The 19,039-nt window shown below is 60.9% G+C and carries 11 protein-coding genes and 2 pseudogenes; 8 read left to right on the forward strand and 5 right to left on the reverse strand.

Features of this window, described 5'->3' with window-relative positions; translation table 11 throughout:
* Positions 1 to 58: 58 nt before the first annotated feature.
* Positions 59 to 1,996, forward strand: a complete 1,938-nt coding sequence (locus tag VQ575_RS14935; RefSeq protein WP_325917834.1) for a M10 family metallopeptidase C-terminal domain-containing protein — start codon at positions 59 to 61, stop codon at positions 1,994 to 1,996.
* Positions 1,997 to 2,066: 70 nt separating this feature from the next.
* On the opposite strand, the gene VQ575_RS27245 is transcribed toward VQ575_RS14935, so the two are convergent.
* From VQ575_RS27245 to VQ575_RS14945, 4 genes and pseudogenes are all read right to left on the reverse strand, one after another.
* Complete coding sequence (locus VQ575_RS27245; RefSeq protein ID WP_411829978.1) at positions 2,067 to 2,924, reverse strand: sensor histidine kinase; 858 nt, start codon at positions 2,922 to 2,924, stop codon at positions 2,067 to 2,069.
* A pseudogene (locus VQ575_RS27250) lies at positions 2,925 to 3,272 on the reverse strand (response regulator transcription factor); the annotation flags it as partial.
* Positions 3,273 to 3,473: 201 nt separating this feature from the next.
* A pseudogene (locus tag VQ575_RS27255) lies at positions 3,474 to 5,855 on the reverse strand (sensor histidine kinase); the annotation flags it as partial.
* Positions 5,812 to 6,903 carry an ABC transporter substrate-binding protein gene (locus tag VQ575_RS14945; RefSeq protein WP_325917837.1) on the reverse strand — a complete coding sequence of 364 codons (1,092 nt, stop codon included), beginning with the start codon at positions 6,901 to 6,903 and terminating at the stop codon, positions 5,812 to 5,814. The gene VQ575_RS14945 and the pseudogene VQ575_RS27255, both read right to left, overlap by 44 nt.
* 430 nt (positions 6,904 to 7,333) lie before the next feature.
* On the opposite strand from VQ575_RS14945, the gene VQ575_RS14950 reads away from it, so the two are divergent.
* The 4 genes from VQ575_RS14950 to VQ575_RS14965 all read left to right on the forward strand — a co-directional run bounded on the left by VQ575_RS14950 (position 7,334) and on the right by VQ575_RS14965 (position 14,812).
* The gene (locus tag VQ575_RS14950; protein WP_045156272.1) at positions 7,334 to 8,407 is read left to right on the forward strand and encodes an HlyD family secretion protein; all 1,074 of its coding nucleotides are present in this window, start codon (positions 7,334 to 7,336) and stop codon (positions 8,405 to 8,407) included.
* Positions 8,404 to 11,145, forward strand: a complete 2,742-nt coding sequence (gene rbbA / locus VQ575_RS14955) for a ribosome-associated ATPase/putative transporter RbbA (protein WP_152668426.1) — start codon at positions 8,404 to 8,406, stop codon at positions 11,143 to 11,145. Before VQ575_RS14950 ends, rbbA begins: the two co-directional genes overlap by 4 nt.
* A 2-nt stretch (positions 11,146 to 11,147) precedes the next feature.
* Positions 11,148 to 12,272, forward strand: coding sequence for an ABC transporter permease (locus VQ575_RS14960; protein ID WP_039589737.1), 1,125 nt, complete (start codon positions 11,148 to 11,150; stop codon positions 12,270 to 12,272).
* A gap of 380 nt (positions 12,273 to 12,652) precedes the next feature.
* Entirely contained in the window at positions 12,653 to 14,812 is a 2,160-nt protein-coding gene (locus VQ575_RS14965) for a methyl-accepting chemotaxis protein (RefSeq protein WP_039589736.1), read from the forward strand.
* Positions 14,813 to 14,903: 91 nt separating this feature from the next.
* On the opposite strand, the gene VQ575_RS14970 is transcribed toward VQ575_RS14965, so the two are convergent.
* Positions 14,904 to 15,158: an Lpp/OprI family alanine-zipper lipoprotein gene (locus tag VQ575_RS14970; RefSeq protein WP_039590056.1), complete on the reverse strand. Its 255-nt coding sequence runs from the start codon at positions 15,156 to 15,158 to the stop codon at positions 14,904 to 14,906.
* A 231-nt stretch (positions 15,159 to 15,389) separates the two neighbouring features.
* Here VQ575_RS14970 and VQ575_RS14975 point away from each other — a divergent pair, with 231 nt between their 5' ends.
* The 3 genes from VQ575_RS14975 (at position 15,390) to fnr (ending at position 18,906) form a co-directional block, all read left to right on the forward strand.
* Positions 15,390 to 16,037, forward strand: coding sequence for a BON domain-containing protein (locus VQ575_RS14975; protein ID WP_039589730.1), 648 nt, complete (start codon positions 15,390 to 15,392; stop codon positions 16,035 to 16,037).
* A gap of 81 nt (positions 16,038 to 16,118) precedes the next feature.
* Complete coding sequence (gene ftsH / locus VQ575_RS14980) at positions 16,119 to 17,942, forward strand: ATP-dependent zinc metalloprotease FtsH (RefSeq protein ID WP_325917839.1); 1,824 nt, start codon at positions 16,119 to 16,121, stop codon at positions 17,940 to 17,942.
* Positions 17,943 to 18,153: 211 nt separating this feature from the next.
* Positions 18,154 to 18,906 carry a fumarate/nitrate reduction transcriptional regulator Fnr gene (gene fnr, locus VQ575_RS14985; RefSeq protein WP_045156268.1) on the forward strand — a complete coding sequence of 251 codons (753 nt, stop codon included), beginning with the start codon at positions 18,154 to 18,156 and terminating at the stop codon, positions 18,904 to 18,906.
* Positions 18,907 to 19,039 lie beyond the last annotated feature (133 nt).

Consider the following 19,039-nt stretch of genomic DNA (forward strand, 5'->3'; position numbering starts at 1 on the left):
AGGCATCGACATGGGTCAGAACATCTCGCCCGCCGCTTCATCTGCGCGGAACACAGGCATGGTCGCCACGACCTTATGGGGTTCGGATACCGTCGCCGGCATCGCGGTGGATCCGGACGGGAATATCTGGCTGGGCGCTTACAGTCGCCTGGGACTAGGCGGCGAAGAGGATTCCGGTTTCACCGCCAGCGTGGTCCGGTTCAATGCCGACGGCAGCCTGGACCGCAACTTCAGCGCAGACGGTAAGTCCCTCCTCCCTGTGTCGCTCGATATCGAGGACGGCGGTAATGGCGCCGTCCAGCCGGGAGGGGGCTACCTGGTGGCGCAGTACGTGAAAGTCGGCGACGCCTGGGTGTCGGGCGTAAGTCGTACTTTGGCTGACGGCAGCCTCGATACGAGTTTCGGGAGCGGCGGCACCGCGACAGTACCCTTCTACTGGAATGACAATCTTGGCCAGCAAGCGTCGTTCTCTGTGCAACGCGACGGCAGCTTTTTCGCCAGCGCCGGGTATCCCTCCGGGGAGATCCATATCGCTCGCTTCGACGCGACGGGAACCTTGGTCTCGTCTTTCGCAGACGCGGGAGTCCTGCACCTGCCAGCGTCCGTTGGCATTCACCCCGGCGGCATGATCGACGTTTCGTTGCAGGGAGACGGCAAGGTGCTGGTCACGGGGCAACATACCCTGACCCGCCTCAACCCGGACGGCACCCTCGATAGCCGCTTTGCAAACGGCGGCAGCCTGGCCCTGGAAGTTCACGCAGACGCCCTCGTCATCCAGGATGACGGCAAAATCCTGCTCGCCGGCGCCTCGGGCGGCGTGGCGACCGTCATCCGACTCAACGCCGACGGTTCGCTCGACACCGGTTTCGGTGATCAGGGCCAGATACGTTGGGGCTCGGAAAGCGCGCCTTTCGCAGTCGCCGACATGATCGTGCTGGCCGACGGCAAGCTATTGATTGGTGGAAGCCAGGGCACGAGCGCGGACGGTTACCTGGCCGCCTTGGTGCAGTTGAACCCCGACGGAAGCCTGGACCACAGCTTTGGCAACCCCGACGACGGCTATCACCACATCGACGGTGGCGGCGTTGATGACTTTTTGCAAGGTACCGCCTCGTTCGACGATGCGATCTTCGGCGGGGCCGGTAACGATCTGCTCGATGGCCAGCAAGGGCGTGACCTGCTGACGGGCGGTGCCGGGGCCGATACGTTCCGCTATGAGTCAGTTGCAGACAGCTACCGAACCGCAACCACGGCCCATAGCGACCGAATCACCGACTTCGACCCCGGCACCGATACGCTCGACCTCTCCTCCCTGGGCTTTCTCGGGCTGGGCAATGGACATGACGGAACGCTGGCGATACGCGTCAATGAAAGCGGAACGCGGACCTACCTCAAAAGCTTCGAGGCCAACGCGGACGGGGAACGCTTCGAAGTGGTCTTCGACGGCAACCTGGGCCAGACACTGAATGAAACCAACATCCTCTTCCAGCAAGCCAGGCTGACAGGCACCGAAGGAGCCGACCATCTACAAGGCAACGCCCGAGGCGAAATCTTCGAAGGGCTCGCGGGCGATGATCGGCTTTATGGGGCGCTGGGGAATGATGTACTGGTTGGCGGCGAAGGTCGGGACCTGTTGATGGGCGGCGGCAACAACGATGTGTTCCGCTTCGACTTGCTCAGCGACAGCTACCGTACCGCCACCGAAAACCACACTGATCGCCTGATCGACTATACCGCAGGCGAAGACACGATCGATGTGTCCGCCTTGGGCTTTACCCGACTGGGAAATGGCTACGACGGCACACTGGATGTGATTTTCAATCAAGCCAAGAACCTGACTTACTTGAAGAGCTACGAAGCCGACACATCGGGGGCTCGATTCGAGTTGAGCCTGGCAGGGGATCATTCCGGTTATCGTAACCTGGACATCATCTTCGCCGAGCCCCCGGAAGAGGAGGTCTTTCAATTGCTCGGAGTGGTCGACTCCGTGGGTTGAAACACGTGCGTGGTCATCCCTTGCCTTGGGCCGCTTCCTGGGCGGTCTTAGGCGTTATCCAAGGTCACCATCACTGCCCCAACGAAGCATCAACGGGAATATCCAGGATGAAGCTTGCCCCCTGCCCAACCCCATCGCTGCGCACGGTCAAGCTGCCGCCCATTTCCTGCGCGGCGAGCGCGCAGCTATGAAGGCCGAAACCGTGGCCGTCCTTGCGAGTCGTGAAGCCATGGGAAAAGAGGCGCCCCATAAGCTCGGGCGCGATTCCCTTGCCGTTGTCGGCCACCGTGATACGTAAGGTTGGCCCGTCAGTGAGAGACGCGCCAAACGTGACGCAGGGATTACGATCGACCACGCCTTCGAACGCCTGCCTGGCATTGCGGATCAGGTTCACCAGGATCAGCAGCACCCGGTGCCGGTCGAGCGACAGCAGGGGCAAGTCGGCAATTTCCTTGACCACCGTCATCTGCTGGCTCGCCGATGACCCGGTACTCATGCGCAAGGCATCGTCGATCAATTCCGCGACCGGCACGGTCTCGACGATGCTGACTGCAACGGCATAGGACTGCTGGGCAGTCACGATAGTCTTGATGTGGTCGATGCCCTTGGTGAGTTGCCCGAGTTCATCGATGATGCCTTGCTGCTCTACCGTCACCACCTCCGCCAGCCTGGCCAGATAGTCAGGGAGCATCTTTCCCTTGGGGTCTGTGGTGAGGAAATCGCCGAGGTCATCGATGTGTTCTTTCATCAGTTGAGCCACCTTGCCCAGCCCTTGGGCTTTGGAGCTGCGCATTTGGTTGCTGACCAGTTCTGCCGATACGTTCACGCTGTTGAGGACGTTGCCGACATTGTGCAGCACCGTCGTGGCGATTTCGGCCATGCCTGCCTGGCGGGACTTCGCATGCAGTTCGCTTTGCACCTGGCTCATGCGTAGCGCCGCACGTACGCGGGCCTTGAGTTCCAGCGGCGAGAAAGGTTTGGCGAGATAGTCATCGGCGCCACTCTCCAGCCCTGAAACGCAGGCCTCGCTGCCGCCGCGGGCTGTCACCAGGATCACGGGCAGATGCGCAAAGCCGGGACTGGCCTTGATTCGGGCTGTCAGGCCGAAGCCGTCGAGCTCCGGCATCATCACATCCGAGACGACGACGTCGATGGGTTGGCGCTGCAACAGTGCCCAGGCCTGCTCGCCATCCGTTGCGGTGGCGACGGTGTAATCGCAGCGCAGCAGTTCACTGAGATAGCTGAGCATTTCCGGGCTGTCGTCTACCACCAGCACTTTGGAGCGCAGGGCATGTTCCGGGGGCGGCTCGTCGTCGGCGCCGGGCGTCGAAGCTGGGTCGTCGCGACCGACCTGGCGACCGTCGTCGAAACGCAGGTGGCGCTGCTCAAGGGAGCTTGTCGGGCTCGGTGACGAACGCTCGTGCAGGTTGTCGGCTTCGATCGGCAGCGTGTCCAGCTCAGCCCCCAGCGGCAGCCGGACAAAGAAACATGAACCCTTTCCGGGCTCGCTGTTGACGCCGACTTCGCCGCCCATCAATTCGACCAGATCCTTGACCAGGGCGAGACCGATGCCCGTGCCGCTGTAATGGCGGGTGGCGGAATTGTCGATCTGGGAAAAACGCTGGAACAGCAACGGCAGCTTGTCAGGCGCAATGCCGATCCCGGAGTCTTGCACCGCGAGCTCAAATCGCTCGCCTTCAATCTCACTCACTGCCAAGTGAACGGTGCCGCCAGTGGGCGTGAACTTGATGGCATTGCTCACCAGATTCAACAGGATTTTCTCGAAGTGCCGGGGGTCCAGCAATACCGTGCCAAGCGCCGGATCGACGCTGCAAGTCAGGGTGCAGCCTTTGCCTTCGGCCACCATGGCGGCATCCTCGGCCAGCACGCCAACCGCGTGGCTCAAGTCGATTGGCGCAGGGCACACGTCGAACTTGCCGGCTTCAGCCTTGGAGAAATCGAGGATGTCGTTCACCCGGTTCATCAAGCGCAACGCGTTGCGTTGGGCGCGGTCTATTTGAGCACGCCAGTCCTGCGGCGGGGTGCTTGCCGCCGAGAGTTGCTCCAAAGGGGCGAGAATGAGCGTCAGGGGGGTGCGCAGTTCGTGACTGACCGTGGCAACGAAATCGCTCTTGGCCTGGTTAGCCGTCTCGGCCTGGTTGCGCGCCTGGATAAGTTCGACGGCCTGGGCCTCCAACACCTCGGTCTGTTGGTGTAGCGTGTCGGTTCGCTCGGCGACCATCCTTTCCAAAGAGGCCTGGACTTGCTGTCGTTCGGCTTCGGCTTCGGCCTCAAGTACCCGGATGCGCAGTGCAGTTTCTTGAAATACCCGTACGGCGCGGGTCATGATTCCAATCTCGTCGCCGCGCCCGGCGCTGGCGATTTCGGCGTTCAGGTCACCGGCAGCAAGTCGGCGCATGACCGAGGCGAGGGCCACGATGGGCTGCGCGACAAATCGCGAGGTGCTCCAGGCGATGGCGCCGGCGAGCAAGATGGCGACGGTCCCTGCGATAATCGTGGCGAGCATGCCGAGATCGTTGTGGGCCACGGCGTCGGAGCGCGCTTCACCCGCAAAGCGCGCAACCAACAGGCCGGCGCTCCGTGCCTCGTTGCGAACCTGATCCCGAGCGTCGCTCAAGGCGTTGCTCGCCTGATGGAACCTGGCGAACGCCGCCCGGTAGCCGGCGATCTGATCGCCGACAGTCGGGGGCGTCGCCTTGGCTTGCAGCTCGACGGACGAAGGGAGCACCCGAGAGAGACGGGAGAGCTCGTCCAAGATGGCGCCGACAGCGCTGGCGATCTCGGGCGACGGTGACAGGCGAAACGACAAGGTCTGCGCCTCCAGGGTGGCCACGCGCTCGGCGAAACGCTTGGACAACGCGGCGGCATTGTTCAGCAACCCGGTGGCGGCCTGAATGTCGCTTGCGTCATGGGCGACGTGCCCCTCCCTTTCACCCAGCATTGCCTCAAGGCGCCCGGCCACCTCGCCGACGTTGGCGAGCTGCCGCAAAGCCTCGTCTCCCCGCAGCTTGGGCGCCTCGCCTAGGTGTCCTACCGCCTTGCAGGAAGCAGCGACCGCCGCCGCCAACTGGTCCTGGGCGTCTCTCTCCTGCGGCGCTTGCATCACCTCGCGCAATTGCTCGACCACCGGCAAAAGTGCGACGCAAGCGTTGCGCGCCGCAGTAGTGGCCTGCCCCTCCCCGGTCACGAGCAGCGTGGCCACATTGGCGGTGATGATCCGTTCACTGTTGCGCAGGACGTCCAGGATGCGGTGGGCACTTTCGACGTTGCTCGCCCGCGTCGCATGCTCGGCGGCGCGGGAAGCAACGCCCTTCAAACCCTCGGCAATGCCCTGCTCGACGAGGGTCCTTGCCTCACGCATCCGGCCGTAGTGGGCTGTCATGTTCTCCGTTTCGCCATCCATGGTCAGGGTCGCCGCCCGCAAGGCGGTGATGGCCGCGGCGAGCCTTTCCAGGCTCCCCTTGAGCGATTGCGCCTCTGCCACCGGAATGGCCGTGAGGCCGGCGATCGCCGTCGACACCATGCCTTCAGCCTGGGACAAGCTCTCCTGGTCGCGGGTGGCGATGAAGTTTTCCACCCGGCCGGTGGCCCCGTTGACCGAGGCCAGGATTTCCGCGGAATGGCTGGCGGAATCCACCGCACGCACCATGCCTCGCAGGCCGTAGAGGTTCACGAGCGATACCGCCAGCATCAGCAATACCAGGGCCGCGACCGCCAACCCGATCGTGACGGCAATAGGCCTGTCGGTGGCGAGCTTGAATGTCACCATGGTGCCTCGCCTCCCCGGCCTGCCACTACTGCTTCGTGATCTCCGGTAAAGGCGTCGGCGGCGCCGCATTGTGGATCGCCGCGTCGATCATCGCCGCAACGGAGGCCTGGCTGTAGACGGGATTGGCGGCACCGCCCACGGGCATGGTAGCGAGCCAAGCGTCCAGGTCCTTCGCATCGATACGCACCAGAGGCACTTCGACGAACTTCGGCACCTGCTTGCCCGCCAGAATCTGCTGGGCCACCCAGAAGCCCACCTGGGAAACGCTTGGGGAAGCCGAAACCGAGACGGTCTCGTAGCCATTGGCATCGCGTTCCTGTTTCCACAGGGCGAGTTCGTCCTGGCGGTTCCCCATCACAATGATCGGCAAAGGGCGACCTGCCGCCTTGAACGCCATGGCCGCGCCATAACCGTCACCTCCTTGAGTCGCCACGGCATCGATGTTGGGCAACGACGGCAGCGCCAACGCCACTTCCTTGCGTGCGACGGAAGCGGTCCAATTCCCGTAGACAGTCTTGACGAACTTCAGGCCGGGATAGTCGCTGGCGGCCTTGCGAATGCCGTCACTGATGTTTTTATCGGTGGCATCGCCAGCAATGCCGCGAATCTCCAGCAGCGTTCCGTTCCCCTTGAGGCGCTCGGCGATATAGTCAATCTCCACGCGGCCCATGGCGGACCAGTTGTAGTCCACGGTATAGACGCAACGTTCGGTGACCAGGCTGGCCATGACCACTACAACGATGCCCGCATTGCATGCATCGCGAATCACCCCGTCGAGGGCCGTGTCGGAGGCGGCGAGGATGACGATGGCGTTGACACCATTGACGATCATGTCCTGGATATGGGCCGCCTGTTCCGACGCCGAGTTGTTGGCGCTGACCACCGGAGCCTCCCGGACCAAGCCATCCTTTTGCGCCTGGACCGCGATCTCCTGCCAGTTGCTCACCATCACCTTGCGAAAGTCGCTGCCCGCGTAGGAGTTGCTGAACGCAATGCTATGGCTTGCGGTAGAGCCGCTGGCGATGCCGCCGTCAGCCGCTTGGGCGGCAAGCATCGCCAGCCCTGTCATGCAACCGGCGAAGCGACACAAGGATGTGTGAATCGGTTTAGCGTTCATGCCGCTCTCCTTCGTGCGTGGGCATCAACCACCTGCACCTGCCGACAGCTTGACTGTGCAGCCGCTGCGGCGTTGACGCACACCGCATCTTCAGCGGGACATACCGCCTCATCCATCAATAGAACCGGGCATGAAGAACCAGACACATAGCGCTCCTTCCCTTGGTAGCCAATACTTGAAGTCCATACATCGCCTGCAATCGCAGTGAGCATAGTCTCGGCATGTCCGCTTCGCGCGCGCCATGGACGATTTCGGCCGACTGGACGCCTGCAAGGTCACAGCGGGAGATGAGACTCGCTTTTTCCCTTCTCCCGCTACTTTGATTTCGGCATTTAACAGGCAAATCTTTAACGCAGATCAACAAAGCGCCCCTGGTTCCAGCCCTATCATCCCCCAGCGCCAAACCTTCGCTGAAAGCTGAGAGGCAGGGATGAACGACGTAACCGGTAGATGGCTCAAGCGAGGGGCTCTGGGGAGCTTGGTTGTGCTGGGTGTGCTTGGCGCCTGGTATGTGTTGAAACCTGCCCCCGTGAATCCTGACTTCGCCAGCGGCAATGGACGGATCGAGGCCACTGAAGTGGATGTGGCGAGCAAACTGGCCGGACGCATCGATACCATTCTGGTGGCCGAAGGCGAGCAGGTCAGCGCCGGCCAGGTGCTGGCGCGCATGGATACCCAGGCGCTGCGGGCCGAAATACGCCAGGCCCAGGCCCAGTTGCAGCGGGCCCGTACCGCGAAATTAACGGCGGCGGCGCTCGTGGCTCAACGGGAAAGCGAAAAGATCACCGCACGGGCAGTGGTTGCCCAGCGCCAGGCTGAACTGATTGCCACGCAGAAACGCTTTGCCCGCACCGAGATTCTGGTGGGACGCAACGCCCTGGCCAGGCAACAACTGGACGACGATCGCGCGCTGCTGGACAGCGGCCATGCGGCGCTGGCCGCTGCCAATTCGCAGGTATTGACCGCCCAGGCCGGTATCGAGGCCGCCAAGTCACAAGTGGAAGAGGCCCAGGCCAGCATCGAGGCGGCAGCAGCGACCGAGCAACGCTTGCAGGCCGACTTGGCCGACACCGAGCTCAAGGCGCCTCGGGATGGACGCGTGCAGTACCGCATCGCCGAAGAAGGCGAGGTGATTCCCGCCGGGGGCAAAGTCTTGAACCTGGTGGACCTGAGCGATGTGTACCTGACGTTCTTCCTGCCCACCGACCAGGCCGGCCGAGTCGCCATCGGCAGCGAGGCGCGTGTGATCATCGATGCCGCCCCGCAATATGTGATTCCCGCCAATATCAGCTACGTGGCCAGCGTCGCGCAGTTCACGCCCAAAACGGTTGAGACGGCCAATGAACGGGAAAAGCTGATGTTCCGTATCAAGGCGCGAATAGACCCTGGACTGCTGCGCAAGCACCTCAGCCAGGTGAAAACCGGCGTGCCGGGCGTAGCCCATGTTCGGCTCAACCCTCAAGCCCAATGGCCAGCCGAACTTGAACTCAAGGTGCCGCAATGATGGGCGAGGTCGCTTGGGTGGCACGCCTGCAGGATATAAGCTTGCGGTACGGCAGCACCCTCGCCCTGGACAGCATTACCCTGGACATTCCCGCCACCGGCATCGTCGGGCTTATCGGTCCGGACGGCGTCGGAAAATCCAGCCTATTGGGGCTGATCGCGGGCGCGCGAGCCCTGCAGCAGGGGCACCTCACCGTACTGGACGGTGATATGGCCAACGTTCGTCATCGACAAACCTTGTGTCCACGCATCGCCTACATGCCCCAAGGCCTGGGCAAGAACCTTTACCCGACACTCTCGGTATTCGAGAACCTGGATTTTTTCGCCCGCCTGTTCGGACAAGGCCGGCGTGAGCGTCGGCAACGCATCGATGCCTTGTTGGCCAGTACCGGGCTGACGCCCTTCGCCGACCGCCCCGCAGGTAAATTATCCGGTGGGATGAAACAGAAACTGGGGCTCTGCTGCGCGCTGATCCACGATCCCGACCTGCTGATCCTTGACGAGCCCACCACTGGCGTCGACCCCCTGGCCCGGAACCAGTTCTGGGAACTGATCGCCGGGCTGCGCGCACACCGCCCCCAAATGCGTGTCTTGGTGGCCACGGCCTACATGGAAGAGGCTGAGCGCTTCGAGCATTTGCTGATGATGGACGCGGGCAAGGTTCTGGCCAGCGGTTCACCCGCACAGATCCGCCAACAAACTGAATGCCAGAATCTGGAAGCGGCTTTTATCGCCCTGCTGCCGCACAGTCGTCGACGTGGCCATAAACCGCTGGTGATCGCGCCCCGCGTCCAACCCGCTGGAGAGTCGGTGATCGCCATCGAAGCCCGCGAATTGACCTGTCGCTTCGGCGCTTTCACCGCCGTGGACAGTGCCAGTTTCCGCATTGAGCGTGGGGAGATCTTTGGTTTCCTGGGCTCCAATGGTTGCGGCAAATCCACCACCATGAAAATGCTGACCGGTTTGCTTGCGGCCACTTCGGGACAGGCGTGGCTGTTTGGCAAGCCGATCGACCCGAAAGACCTCAAGACTCGCCAGCGTGTCGGCTACATGTCCCAGGGCTTTTCGCTCTACTCTGAGTTGACGGTTCGGCAGAACCTGGTGCTGCATGCGCAGTTGTTTCATGTGCCTGCGGACGAAGTTGGCAGCCGCGTCGCCGAGGCCGTCGAGCGTTTTGGTCTCAAGCAAGACCTTGACGCCCTGCCCGATCGTCTGCCGCTGGGTATCCGCCAGCGCCTGTCGCTCGCCGTCGCGCTGATCCACAAACCCGATGTGCTGATTCTCGATGAACCCACCTCTGGCGTAGACCCGATTGCGCGGGACGCTTTCTGGCAACACTTGCTCGACCTGTCGCGCAATGACGGCGTGACCATCTTCATTTCCACGCATTTCATGAACGAAGCGCAGCGCTGCGACCGGATCTCCTTCATGCATGCCGGGCGAGTGCTGGTCAGCGGCGCGCCCGAACAGTTGGTCATCGATCGCGGGTTAAGTAGCTTGGAGCAAACCTTTGTCGCTTATCTGGAACAAGCCGCCAGCAGCACGGCGACCGCGGCGCCACGCGGGCAAACGGGCGACGTGCCCAGCGTCGACGCTCCCTCGGCCATTGTCTCCACGCGCCGCCGCAGCGGGTTCAGCAGCCTACGCATGTTCAGCTACGCCCGGCGCGAAACCATGGAAATTCGCCGTGACCCGATTCGTCTCACATTGGCCGCGCTGGGCACGGTATTGCTGATGTTCATCATGGGTTACGGCATCAGCCTGGACGTCGAAGACCTGTCTTACGCGGTGCTGGACCGCGACCAGACCACCACCAGCCAGGCCTACATCCGCAGTTTCTCCGGTTCGCGCTACTTCATCGAACAGCCTGGGCTGCAGGATTACGCCGATCTGGAGACCCGCTTGAAAAGCGGGGCGATCGCCCTGGCGCTGGAAATCCCCCCCAACTTCGGGCGTGACCTCAAGCGGGGGGCCCAGCCGACAGTGGCCGCCTGGGTGGACGGCGCGATGCCCATGCGCGCGCGCACCATAGAGGGTTACGTGAATGGCCTGCACAACGGCTATCTGGCGGAGCTCGGGTATGGCGGGACCGCGCTGGCCAACGTAGAGGTGCGTTACCGCTACAACCCGGACGTGGAAAGCTTGCAGGCGATGGTCCCAGCCATTATTCCGCTGCTGTTGATGATGATTCCGGCGATGCTCACCGCGTTGGGTGTCGTGCGGGAAAAAGAGATGGGCTCGATCATCAATCTGTATGTCACGCCGGTGACACGCCTGGAATTCCTGCTGGGCAAACAGCTGCCCTACGTGGCCATGGGCATGTTCAACTTTTTCCTGATGTGCGCTTTGGCCGTCTGGGTGTTCGCCGTGCCACTCAAGGGGAGTCTGTGGGTGTTGAGCCTGGGCGCGTTGCTGTACATCGGCACCTCCACGGGGTTGGGCCTGTGGATGTCGACGTTCATGAACAGCCAGATAGCGGCCGTGTTCGGCACCGCCATCGCAACTTTGCTGCCGGCTATACAGTTTTCCGGCTTGATCAACCCGGTGTCGTCGCTCGAAGGCTTCGGCGCGATGGTCGGCATGGTCTACCCCACCGCACAGTTCCTCACCATCAGCCGAGGGATCTTCTCCAAGGCCTTGGATTTGCAGGCGCTGGCACCCTATTTCTTGCAACTGCTGGTGACGGTGCCAATCCTGATTGGCCTGAGCGTGCTCTGCCTACGTAAACAGGAGCGTTAGCCATGCACAGTCTCATGAACATCCTGCGCCTGGGCATCAAGGAATTTCGCAGCCTGTACCATGACCGAGCGATGCTGATCCTGATCATATGGGCGTTCTCGTTCGGTATCTACTCCGCAGCCTCCGGGATACCGGAGACCTTGCACCATGCACCGCTGGCCATCGTCGATGAAGATCATTCGCAACTGTCCGAACGGTTGAATACGGCTTTTCAGCCGCCCTACTTCTTGCCTGCCGCGAAAATCAGCAACCGGCAAGTCGATGCCGGCATGGACAGCGGTCGCTACACCTTCGCCCTCAACATTGCGCCCGACTTCCAGCGCGACGTCCTCGCTGGAAGACGCCCCAGCCTGCAGCTCAATGTCGACGCCACCCAGATCGGCCAGGCGTTTACCGGCGCAGGTTATATCCAGGCCATCGTTGCCACTGAAGTGGCCGAATTTGTCCGTGGTGCGCGCAATACGCCGGCCACCCCGGTGGGCTTGGCCATGCGCATGCAGTTCAATCCCAACCTGACCCAGGCCTGGTTTACCTCCGTGATGGAACTGATCGATTACGTCACCATGGTGTCGATCATCCTCACCGGCGCCGCACTGATTCGAGAGCGTGAACACGGCACCATTGAACATCTGCTGGTGATGCCGCTGCGCGCGTTTGAAATCATGACCGCCAAGGTCTGGTCCATGGGACTGGTGGTGCTGGTGGCCACTGCCTTCGCCGTGTGGGTGGTCGTTCAAGGCTGGCTGGAAGTACCCATCAATGGCTCGATCGGGTTGTTCCTGCTGGGAACCGCATTGCATCTGTTCGCGACCACCTCCATCGGCATCTACTTGGGCACGGTGGCGCGCTCAATGCCGCAACTCGGGCTGCTGAGCATCCTGATCCTGATTCCACTGCAATTGCTTTCCGGAGGGGCGACCCCTCGTGAAAGCATGCCGGAGCTGGTGCAAAACCTGATGCTGGCCGCTCCAACCACGCACTTTGTGAGCTTCGCCCAGGGCATTCTGTATCGCGGCGCGGGCTTGGCAATTGTCTGGCCGCAGTTCCTGGCAATTGCAGCTATCGGTGCACTGTTTTTCTTCGCGGCGCTATTTCGGTTTCGCCGTGCGATAACGCAAATGGCCTGAGCTCGGCCAGAGCCCTTCTTCCAGCCTCGGCCTACAGCGGCAGCGGCCAGTGCCGCTAGAACCTGTACAAAAAATGTACCAAAGTACAATTTATTGATGCCTTTGTGCCATCAATAATCCCGCCCAACGTGCCTGATCCACCTATTCATAAGAGGCCCCGACACTCACCGGGTCGCTCCTGCACGCTCGAATCAACATCAAAAAACTGTGGAAAGGACCTCCCGCCAGAGCCAAGAAGTAACGTCGCTACATGCGCCAGTTGAGCCATCTACCTGGACATGTCGGTTGCCAACCAAGCCAACGTTATTGGCCGGACCGTGCAAAACATAAGGGTTGTTGCCGCGATCTCGGCACACCCAACGATTGGGCTGGGAGGCTTTATGAAACTCAAATCGCTGCAAATCAGAATCTGCATGACGGCGGGCATCTGCCTGTTTGTTTCATCACTGAGCCTGGTGCTCTACGGGCTATTCTCCGCCAGGTCTAACGAGCAATACGTCGCGACCGAGGTCTCGGCCTTGGTCGAGCGTTCGACTATCCGGGAGATCCAGAACCTGGCGGAATCCCGGGCCAACGCCATCCAGGCCAAATTGCAGAATGCCCTGGATGCGGCGCGGACCATGGCCAACGCGTTTGCCGCGAGCAAAACCTCACAAAGCCCTCTAGTGATGGGCCGGGAGCAGATCAACGCCGTATTGCTCGGGGTGCTCAAGGATAACCCTGACTTCAATGGCACCTATTCCTGCTGGGAACCGGACGCATTGGACGGCCAGGACCTTGCGTTTCGCACGGCCCAGGATGGGAGCAATCCGGAGACCGGCCGGTTTACACCTTATTGGACGCGCAGCGCAGGCGGCCACATCGCGGTGCAGCCGCTGGTTGAATATGACTCCTTGGACCGCCATCCCAACGGCGTGCCTAAGGGCGGTTGGTACAGCGGTCCCCGCGACACCCTGAAAGAAAGCGTGCTTGACCCCATTCCGTACGTGGTCCAGGGAAAAAATGTCTGGCTGACCACCCTGTCGGTGCCGATTGTTTCAAACGGCAAATTCCACGGCGTGGTCGGGGCCGACTTCGACATCGCCTTTATCCAGAAACTCAGCGAGCAAATGTCCGCTGAGCTTTATGGCGGCAAGGGTTCGGTATCGATCCTCAGTAACCAGGGTCTGGTGGTGGCAGACAGTCAACGCACCGACTTGATTGGCCAACCCATCAAGGCGTTGTTGCCTGAGTCTTGGGAAACGGTGTTGAGCGCCATCCAGAGCGGTCGCGGTAATGGCCTGCTGAACGCGCACACCCAGCAGATCGAGGTGTTGATGCCCATTGAACTGGGCCGCACCGGTAAACCGTGGGCGGTCCTGATCCGCCTGCCCAAGGCGGTGGTCATGAGCCAGGCCATTGCCCTGGAGCAAGAACTGCAGACACGCAGCATCAACAACAGCATCTGGCAGGTCTCTGTCGGCTTGGGGATCTCGCTGCTGGCCTTGGTCGCATTGTGGTTTGCCGCTGCGAAAATCGTCGGCCCCATCCGCGAAGCCGCTGCCTTGGCCGCCAACATCAGCCTTGGGGACTTCTCCCGGCGCCTGGTGCAGAAAACCGAAGATGAAGTCGGGCAGTTGTCCGCAGCGTTGAACGACATGTCCGAGAGCCTGCAAAGGCAAGTGCGGGTCGCCGAGCGCATTTCCGAAGGCGACCTGGACCTGGAGGTTCGCTTGTCCTCGCCTCACGACACCTTGGGCAAATCGCTGGAGAAGATGGTCAGCAATCTCAATCAATTGATTTCACAGGTTCAGTCCAGCGCGACCCAGATCACCGGCAGTTCAGGACAGGTCACCGATCTGAGCCAGTCGTTGTCCGAGGGCGCTGCTAACTCCGCATCGTCCATTACCGAAATCAGCGCAGTCATGACCCAGATGGCCGCCCAGACTCGGGACAACGCCGCCAACGCCAAGAAAGCGGATGAGCAATCCCAGGCATCACGGGCCGACGCGGGAGAAAGCGATCAATTGATGGGTGAATTGATCGCCGCCATGGCGGAAATCGACGACTCAGGTAAAGACATCACGGCGATCATCACGACCATCGACAACATCGCCGCGCAAACTAATTTGCTGGCCTTGAACGCAGCCATCGAGGCCGCTCGGGCGGGTGAGCTGGGACGGGGGTTTGCCGTCGTGGCCGACGAAGTCCGCAGCCTGGCAGCGCGCAGCGCCGAGGCCGCCCAACAAACGGCCGCGCTGATTGCCGACTCTTCAAGCAAGACGCAACGCGGCATGGTCATCGCGAGCCGCACCGCCGAATCGTTGAAAAATATCGTCAATGGAACCGGCGCGGTTTCCAGCCTGGTGTCGCTGATCTACCAGGCCTCCAGCGAACAGGCCTCCGGATTGCAGCAAGCGAGCATCGGGCTTGAGCAAATCGATGAAGTCACCCAAAAGAACCAATCCAACTCGCTGGAATGCGCGGTGGCGGCCAAGGATCTTTCGGAACGGGCCGCGCTCATGCAGCGTGAATTGGGCAGGTTCAAGGTCAAACGGTAACCCGCAGCGCAACACTAAGTGCTAGTCCCCGGGGACAAGATATTGGATGCCATCGACGCCGGTCTGTGGCACCCAAAATCAAGCAGTCCAATCATTTACGAGGCATTTTTTCGTTCATCCCGCCGATGCGGATCGTCGCCTCTTCGGCGGTACGTTGGGTCTGGTTGGCAATTGCTTCAGCCTTGTCTGCCTTGATATAGGCCTCGTCGGCCCTGAGCCGAGCGCTTGCGGCGTTATTCTCTGCCGACTCCAATCGCGCATCGAGTTCCTGAGCGAGCCTGTGGCTGCAACCGGCGCTCAGCGCCAGGACTATTCCCAACAAAGCGATGGGCAAATATTTGTTCATGCTGCTGTCCTCGGTCGTCGGAAGCAGAAAGTTCTCCCGTTGCCCCACTATCGAGCGCCATCGCTCGCTGACCCTGATCCTTATCAAACCAAGGGCCAGAAAAGTCACCGTTCCCGAGGCTCACTTCGGTCTTTCTGATTTAGCTCAATGTCGTTGCGGCGCTCAAGCGTAGAAAAAACCACACCGGGCAGTCGCGGCCCGCATTTTCGCCACCTCATGGAGGATCCTGAAATGAGTGATTTGAGCCTGCGAAATACCGTTCTTGAAGCACTTGAATTCCAGCCTGATATCAACGCTGCAAATATTGGCGTGGCCGTGGACAACGGCGTTGTGACCCTTTCCGGACATGTCAGCAGCTTTGCTCAGAAAATCAGCGCTGAAAAGATCGTCAAGAGCGTCAAAGGGGTACGCGCCGTGGCAGAGGAAATCCAAGTCCGGCTGGACAAAGGGGCCGGCACGGCAGATGACGTCATTGCCAATCGTGTATTGAACATTCTCAACTGGAGTTCCGACCTCCCCGAGGGCGATATCAAGGTGGTCGTGGAAAACGGTTGGGTCGCTCTGGAGGGCGAAGTGGATTGGCAGTATCAGAGGGAGGCCGCTGAACGGGCAGTATTCAAGTTATCAGGCGTGGTCGGCGTGAAGAACAGGCTCACCCTCCGTCCTCGGGCAGACGTCGGCGATATCCAGCGTCGTATCGAGGAAGCGCTCAAGCGCAGTGCCGAACTGGATGCAAAACAGATTCACGTCAAGGTCGACGGCGATGTGGTAAGGCTCGACGGGAAGGTCCATTTATGGAGCCAGCGTCGATTGGCCGAACGCGCCGCCTGGTCTGTGCCTGGAGTTCGGGAGGTGAACGATCATTTATTACTGGCCTGAACCGAGCCCCCCGGGCAGCCCTGTGCTTCGCGGCAATCGCTGTCTCTGCCGGCACCTGCGAAGCGTCACTGAGTCTAGCTCATGAGAAAAAGCCATCAATGGAACCTGTCTTACTTCCTGGTCGCACTGGTCGTGTTCGGCGTGATGCAACATCTGTTTTTGGAGCGCCCTGTGCAGGTCATTGGGTACAGCCAGTTTTTGCAGCTACTAAACGAACGCAAGGTCAGCGATTTGCACGTAGAAAAAGACCGGATCAGCGGCAGATTACAGGCCCCCATCGAAGGGCATGAATTGTTCTCGACCGTGCGGGTCGATCCCACGCTGGCGGCAGATCTCGCCTCTTCCGGCGTTGCGTTTACAGGCGTCAACGAGAACACCTTTCTAAGCGGTCTGCTGGGCTGGTTGCTGCCCTTCGTGCTGATCATGGTGATCTGGCACTTCCTGTTTCGCGGGCTGGCGGAGAAACAGGGCATGGGTGGGCTGATGAATATCGGCAAGTCCCGCGCCAAAGTGTTCGTCGAGCGCGATACCGGCGTGACCTTTGCCGACGTCGCCGGCATCGACGAAGCCAAGGTCGAGCTGGTGGAGATCGTATCTTTCCTCAAGGACAAGGCGAAATACGCACGCTTGGGGGCGCACATTCCCAAAGGTACATTGCTGGTCGGTCCGCCTGGCACCGGCAAGACCCTGGTCGCCAAAGCTATCGCTGGCGAGGCCGGCGTGCCCTTCTTCTCCATATCGGGGTCGGAATTCGTCGAGATGTTCGTCGGTGTCGGCGCCGCTCGCGTGCATGACTTGTTCGAACAGGCCCGACAAGCCGCGCCTTGCATCATTTTTATCGATGAGCTCGATGCGCTGGGCAAAATGCGCGGCGTTGGCGTCCTGGGCGGCAATGACGAAAAAGAGCAAACCCTCAACCAGCTGCTGGCAGAACTGGATGGGTTCGACCCGCGTGAAGGGGTCGTGCTGCTCGCGGCGACCAACCGCCCCGAGGTATTGGATCCCGCACTATTGCGAGCCGGCCGAATCGATCGACAGATCCTGATCGATCGCCCCGACCGTAAAGGCCGGCAAGCGATCCTCAAGGTTCATCTGCAGAAAATCGTCACCGGCCAGGACCTCGATAGCGAGCGTATCGCCGACATCACCACGGGTTTTACTGGCGCTGACCTGGCCAACCTGGTCAACGAGGCCGCCATCATCGCCACTCGACGCGGTGCCGAAACGGTCAGCCTCGACGACTTCACGGCGGCGGTGGAACGCATCGTGGCCGGGATCGAACGCAAGAGTAGCCTGCTGCACCCCGATGAACGCCAAGTGGTGGCCTATCACGAAATGGGGCATGCGTTGGCGGCCAGCAACCTGCCGGACATGGACCCGGTCCATAAGGTCTCGATCGTGCCGCGTGCCATTGGCTCGCTGGGCTATACCCTGCAGCGACCCACAGAAGATCATTTTCTCGTCAGTTGCCAGATGCTCAAGGACCGCATGGTCGTCCTGATGGCGGGACGTGCCGCCGAATGCCTGGCCTATGGCCAGGTCTCGACCGGGGCGGCCGATGACCTGGCCCATGCCACGGATATCGCCCGCCAGTTGATCACCCGCTTTGGCATGAGCGAAGAGCTTGGCCTGGCGGTGCTGGAACGCAGGAATGCGAGCTACCTGGGTGAACGCATGGACATCGGAGACAAGGACTATTCGGAACAAACCGCCAGGGAAGTCGACCTGGGCATTCGCGCCTTGCTCGCTGAAGCCTATCAACGCGCCAGGACACTGCTGGAACGCCATCGGGAAGACCTCGACGCCGGGGCCCGTCTGCTGGTGGAAAAGGAAACCCTGACGCCCGAAGAGTTTGCCCCGCTCCTACCGATTAAACGCGCCGTACTGGCTTTGCGACGGGTTTGACGCCTCTGGCCGTTATCGACCTGTCACAGCGCCTTTATAAGCCCACCTACGATGCAAAAGCGTCATCTAGCAAGCAGCATACTCCAGGTTTGCAACCCATCATCTGAGCCTCAATCTGCGTCTATCGATAGCCGGTATGGCTTTAGGCGACAAAAAACAGGCATAGCTGAGTTGTTCTTCTATGCTTGCTTCAAATAAAGGAATTTGCCCCATGGCCGAGCTTGAACCGCGACTTCTGCAGGTGCATGCCCTCAAGACCGCTTGCTCGAACTGCAGCGTGCTTGAGCTGTGCCTGCCCATCGGCCTGACCGGCGGCGAAGTCGAACGCCTCGACACCCTGATCGCCCAGCGGGTGAAGGTCAAGAAAGGCGCCGCGCTGTATCGCACCGGCGACCCACTGCGCTCGTTGTATGCCGTGAGATTGGGTTTCTTCAAGACCAGCGTCCTTTCAGTGGACGGCCGCGAACAAGTTACCGGTTTCCAGATGCAAGGCGAAATGCTCGGCCTCGACGCTATCAGCACCGATCACTATGCCTGCAACGCGATCGCGCTGGAGGACAGCGAAGTCTGCCCGCTGCATTTCAATCTCCTGGAAAAACTCGCCCACGATCTACCCTCGTTGCAGCACAACCTGAACAAGCTCTTGAGCCAGGAAATCGTGCGCGATCACAGCATGCTGTTGATGCTTGGCAACATGAACGCCGATGAGCGGCTGGCGGCGTTCCTGCTGAACCTGTCGCAACGGCTCAACACACGCGGCTATTCCTCCCGGGAATTTGTCCTGCGCATGAGCCGCGAAGCCATCGGCTCCTACCTGGGCCTGCGCCTGGAAACCATCTGTCGGTGCATCGCCCACCTGCGCCAGGAAGAGCTGGTGGACGTGCATGGGCGCAATGTCACAATCATGGACTTGCCTGGTCTCAAGCACAAAGTCGCCGGTTGCCATCGTCATGCCGAGCTTTAGTGCCTGCGCTGCATGACCTCCGGTTTCTATCAATTTCCCCAAAACGCACAGGTCGATATCAAGGGGCAACGTTCGAGCCCCGGCGCCCCTAGAAAAATCCGCCGCGGGAGCGAGCCTGCTCGCGAAGGCAGTC

The sequence above is a fragment of the Pseudomonas frederiksbergensis genome (assembly GCF_035751725.1).
In the GTDB taxonomy this organism is placed as follows: domain Bacteria; phylum Pseudomonadota; class Gammaproteobacteria; order Pseudomonadales; family Pseudomonadaceae; genus Aquipseudomonas; species Aquipseudomonas frederiksbergensis_A.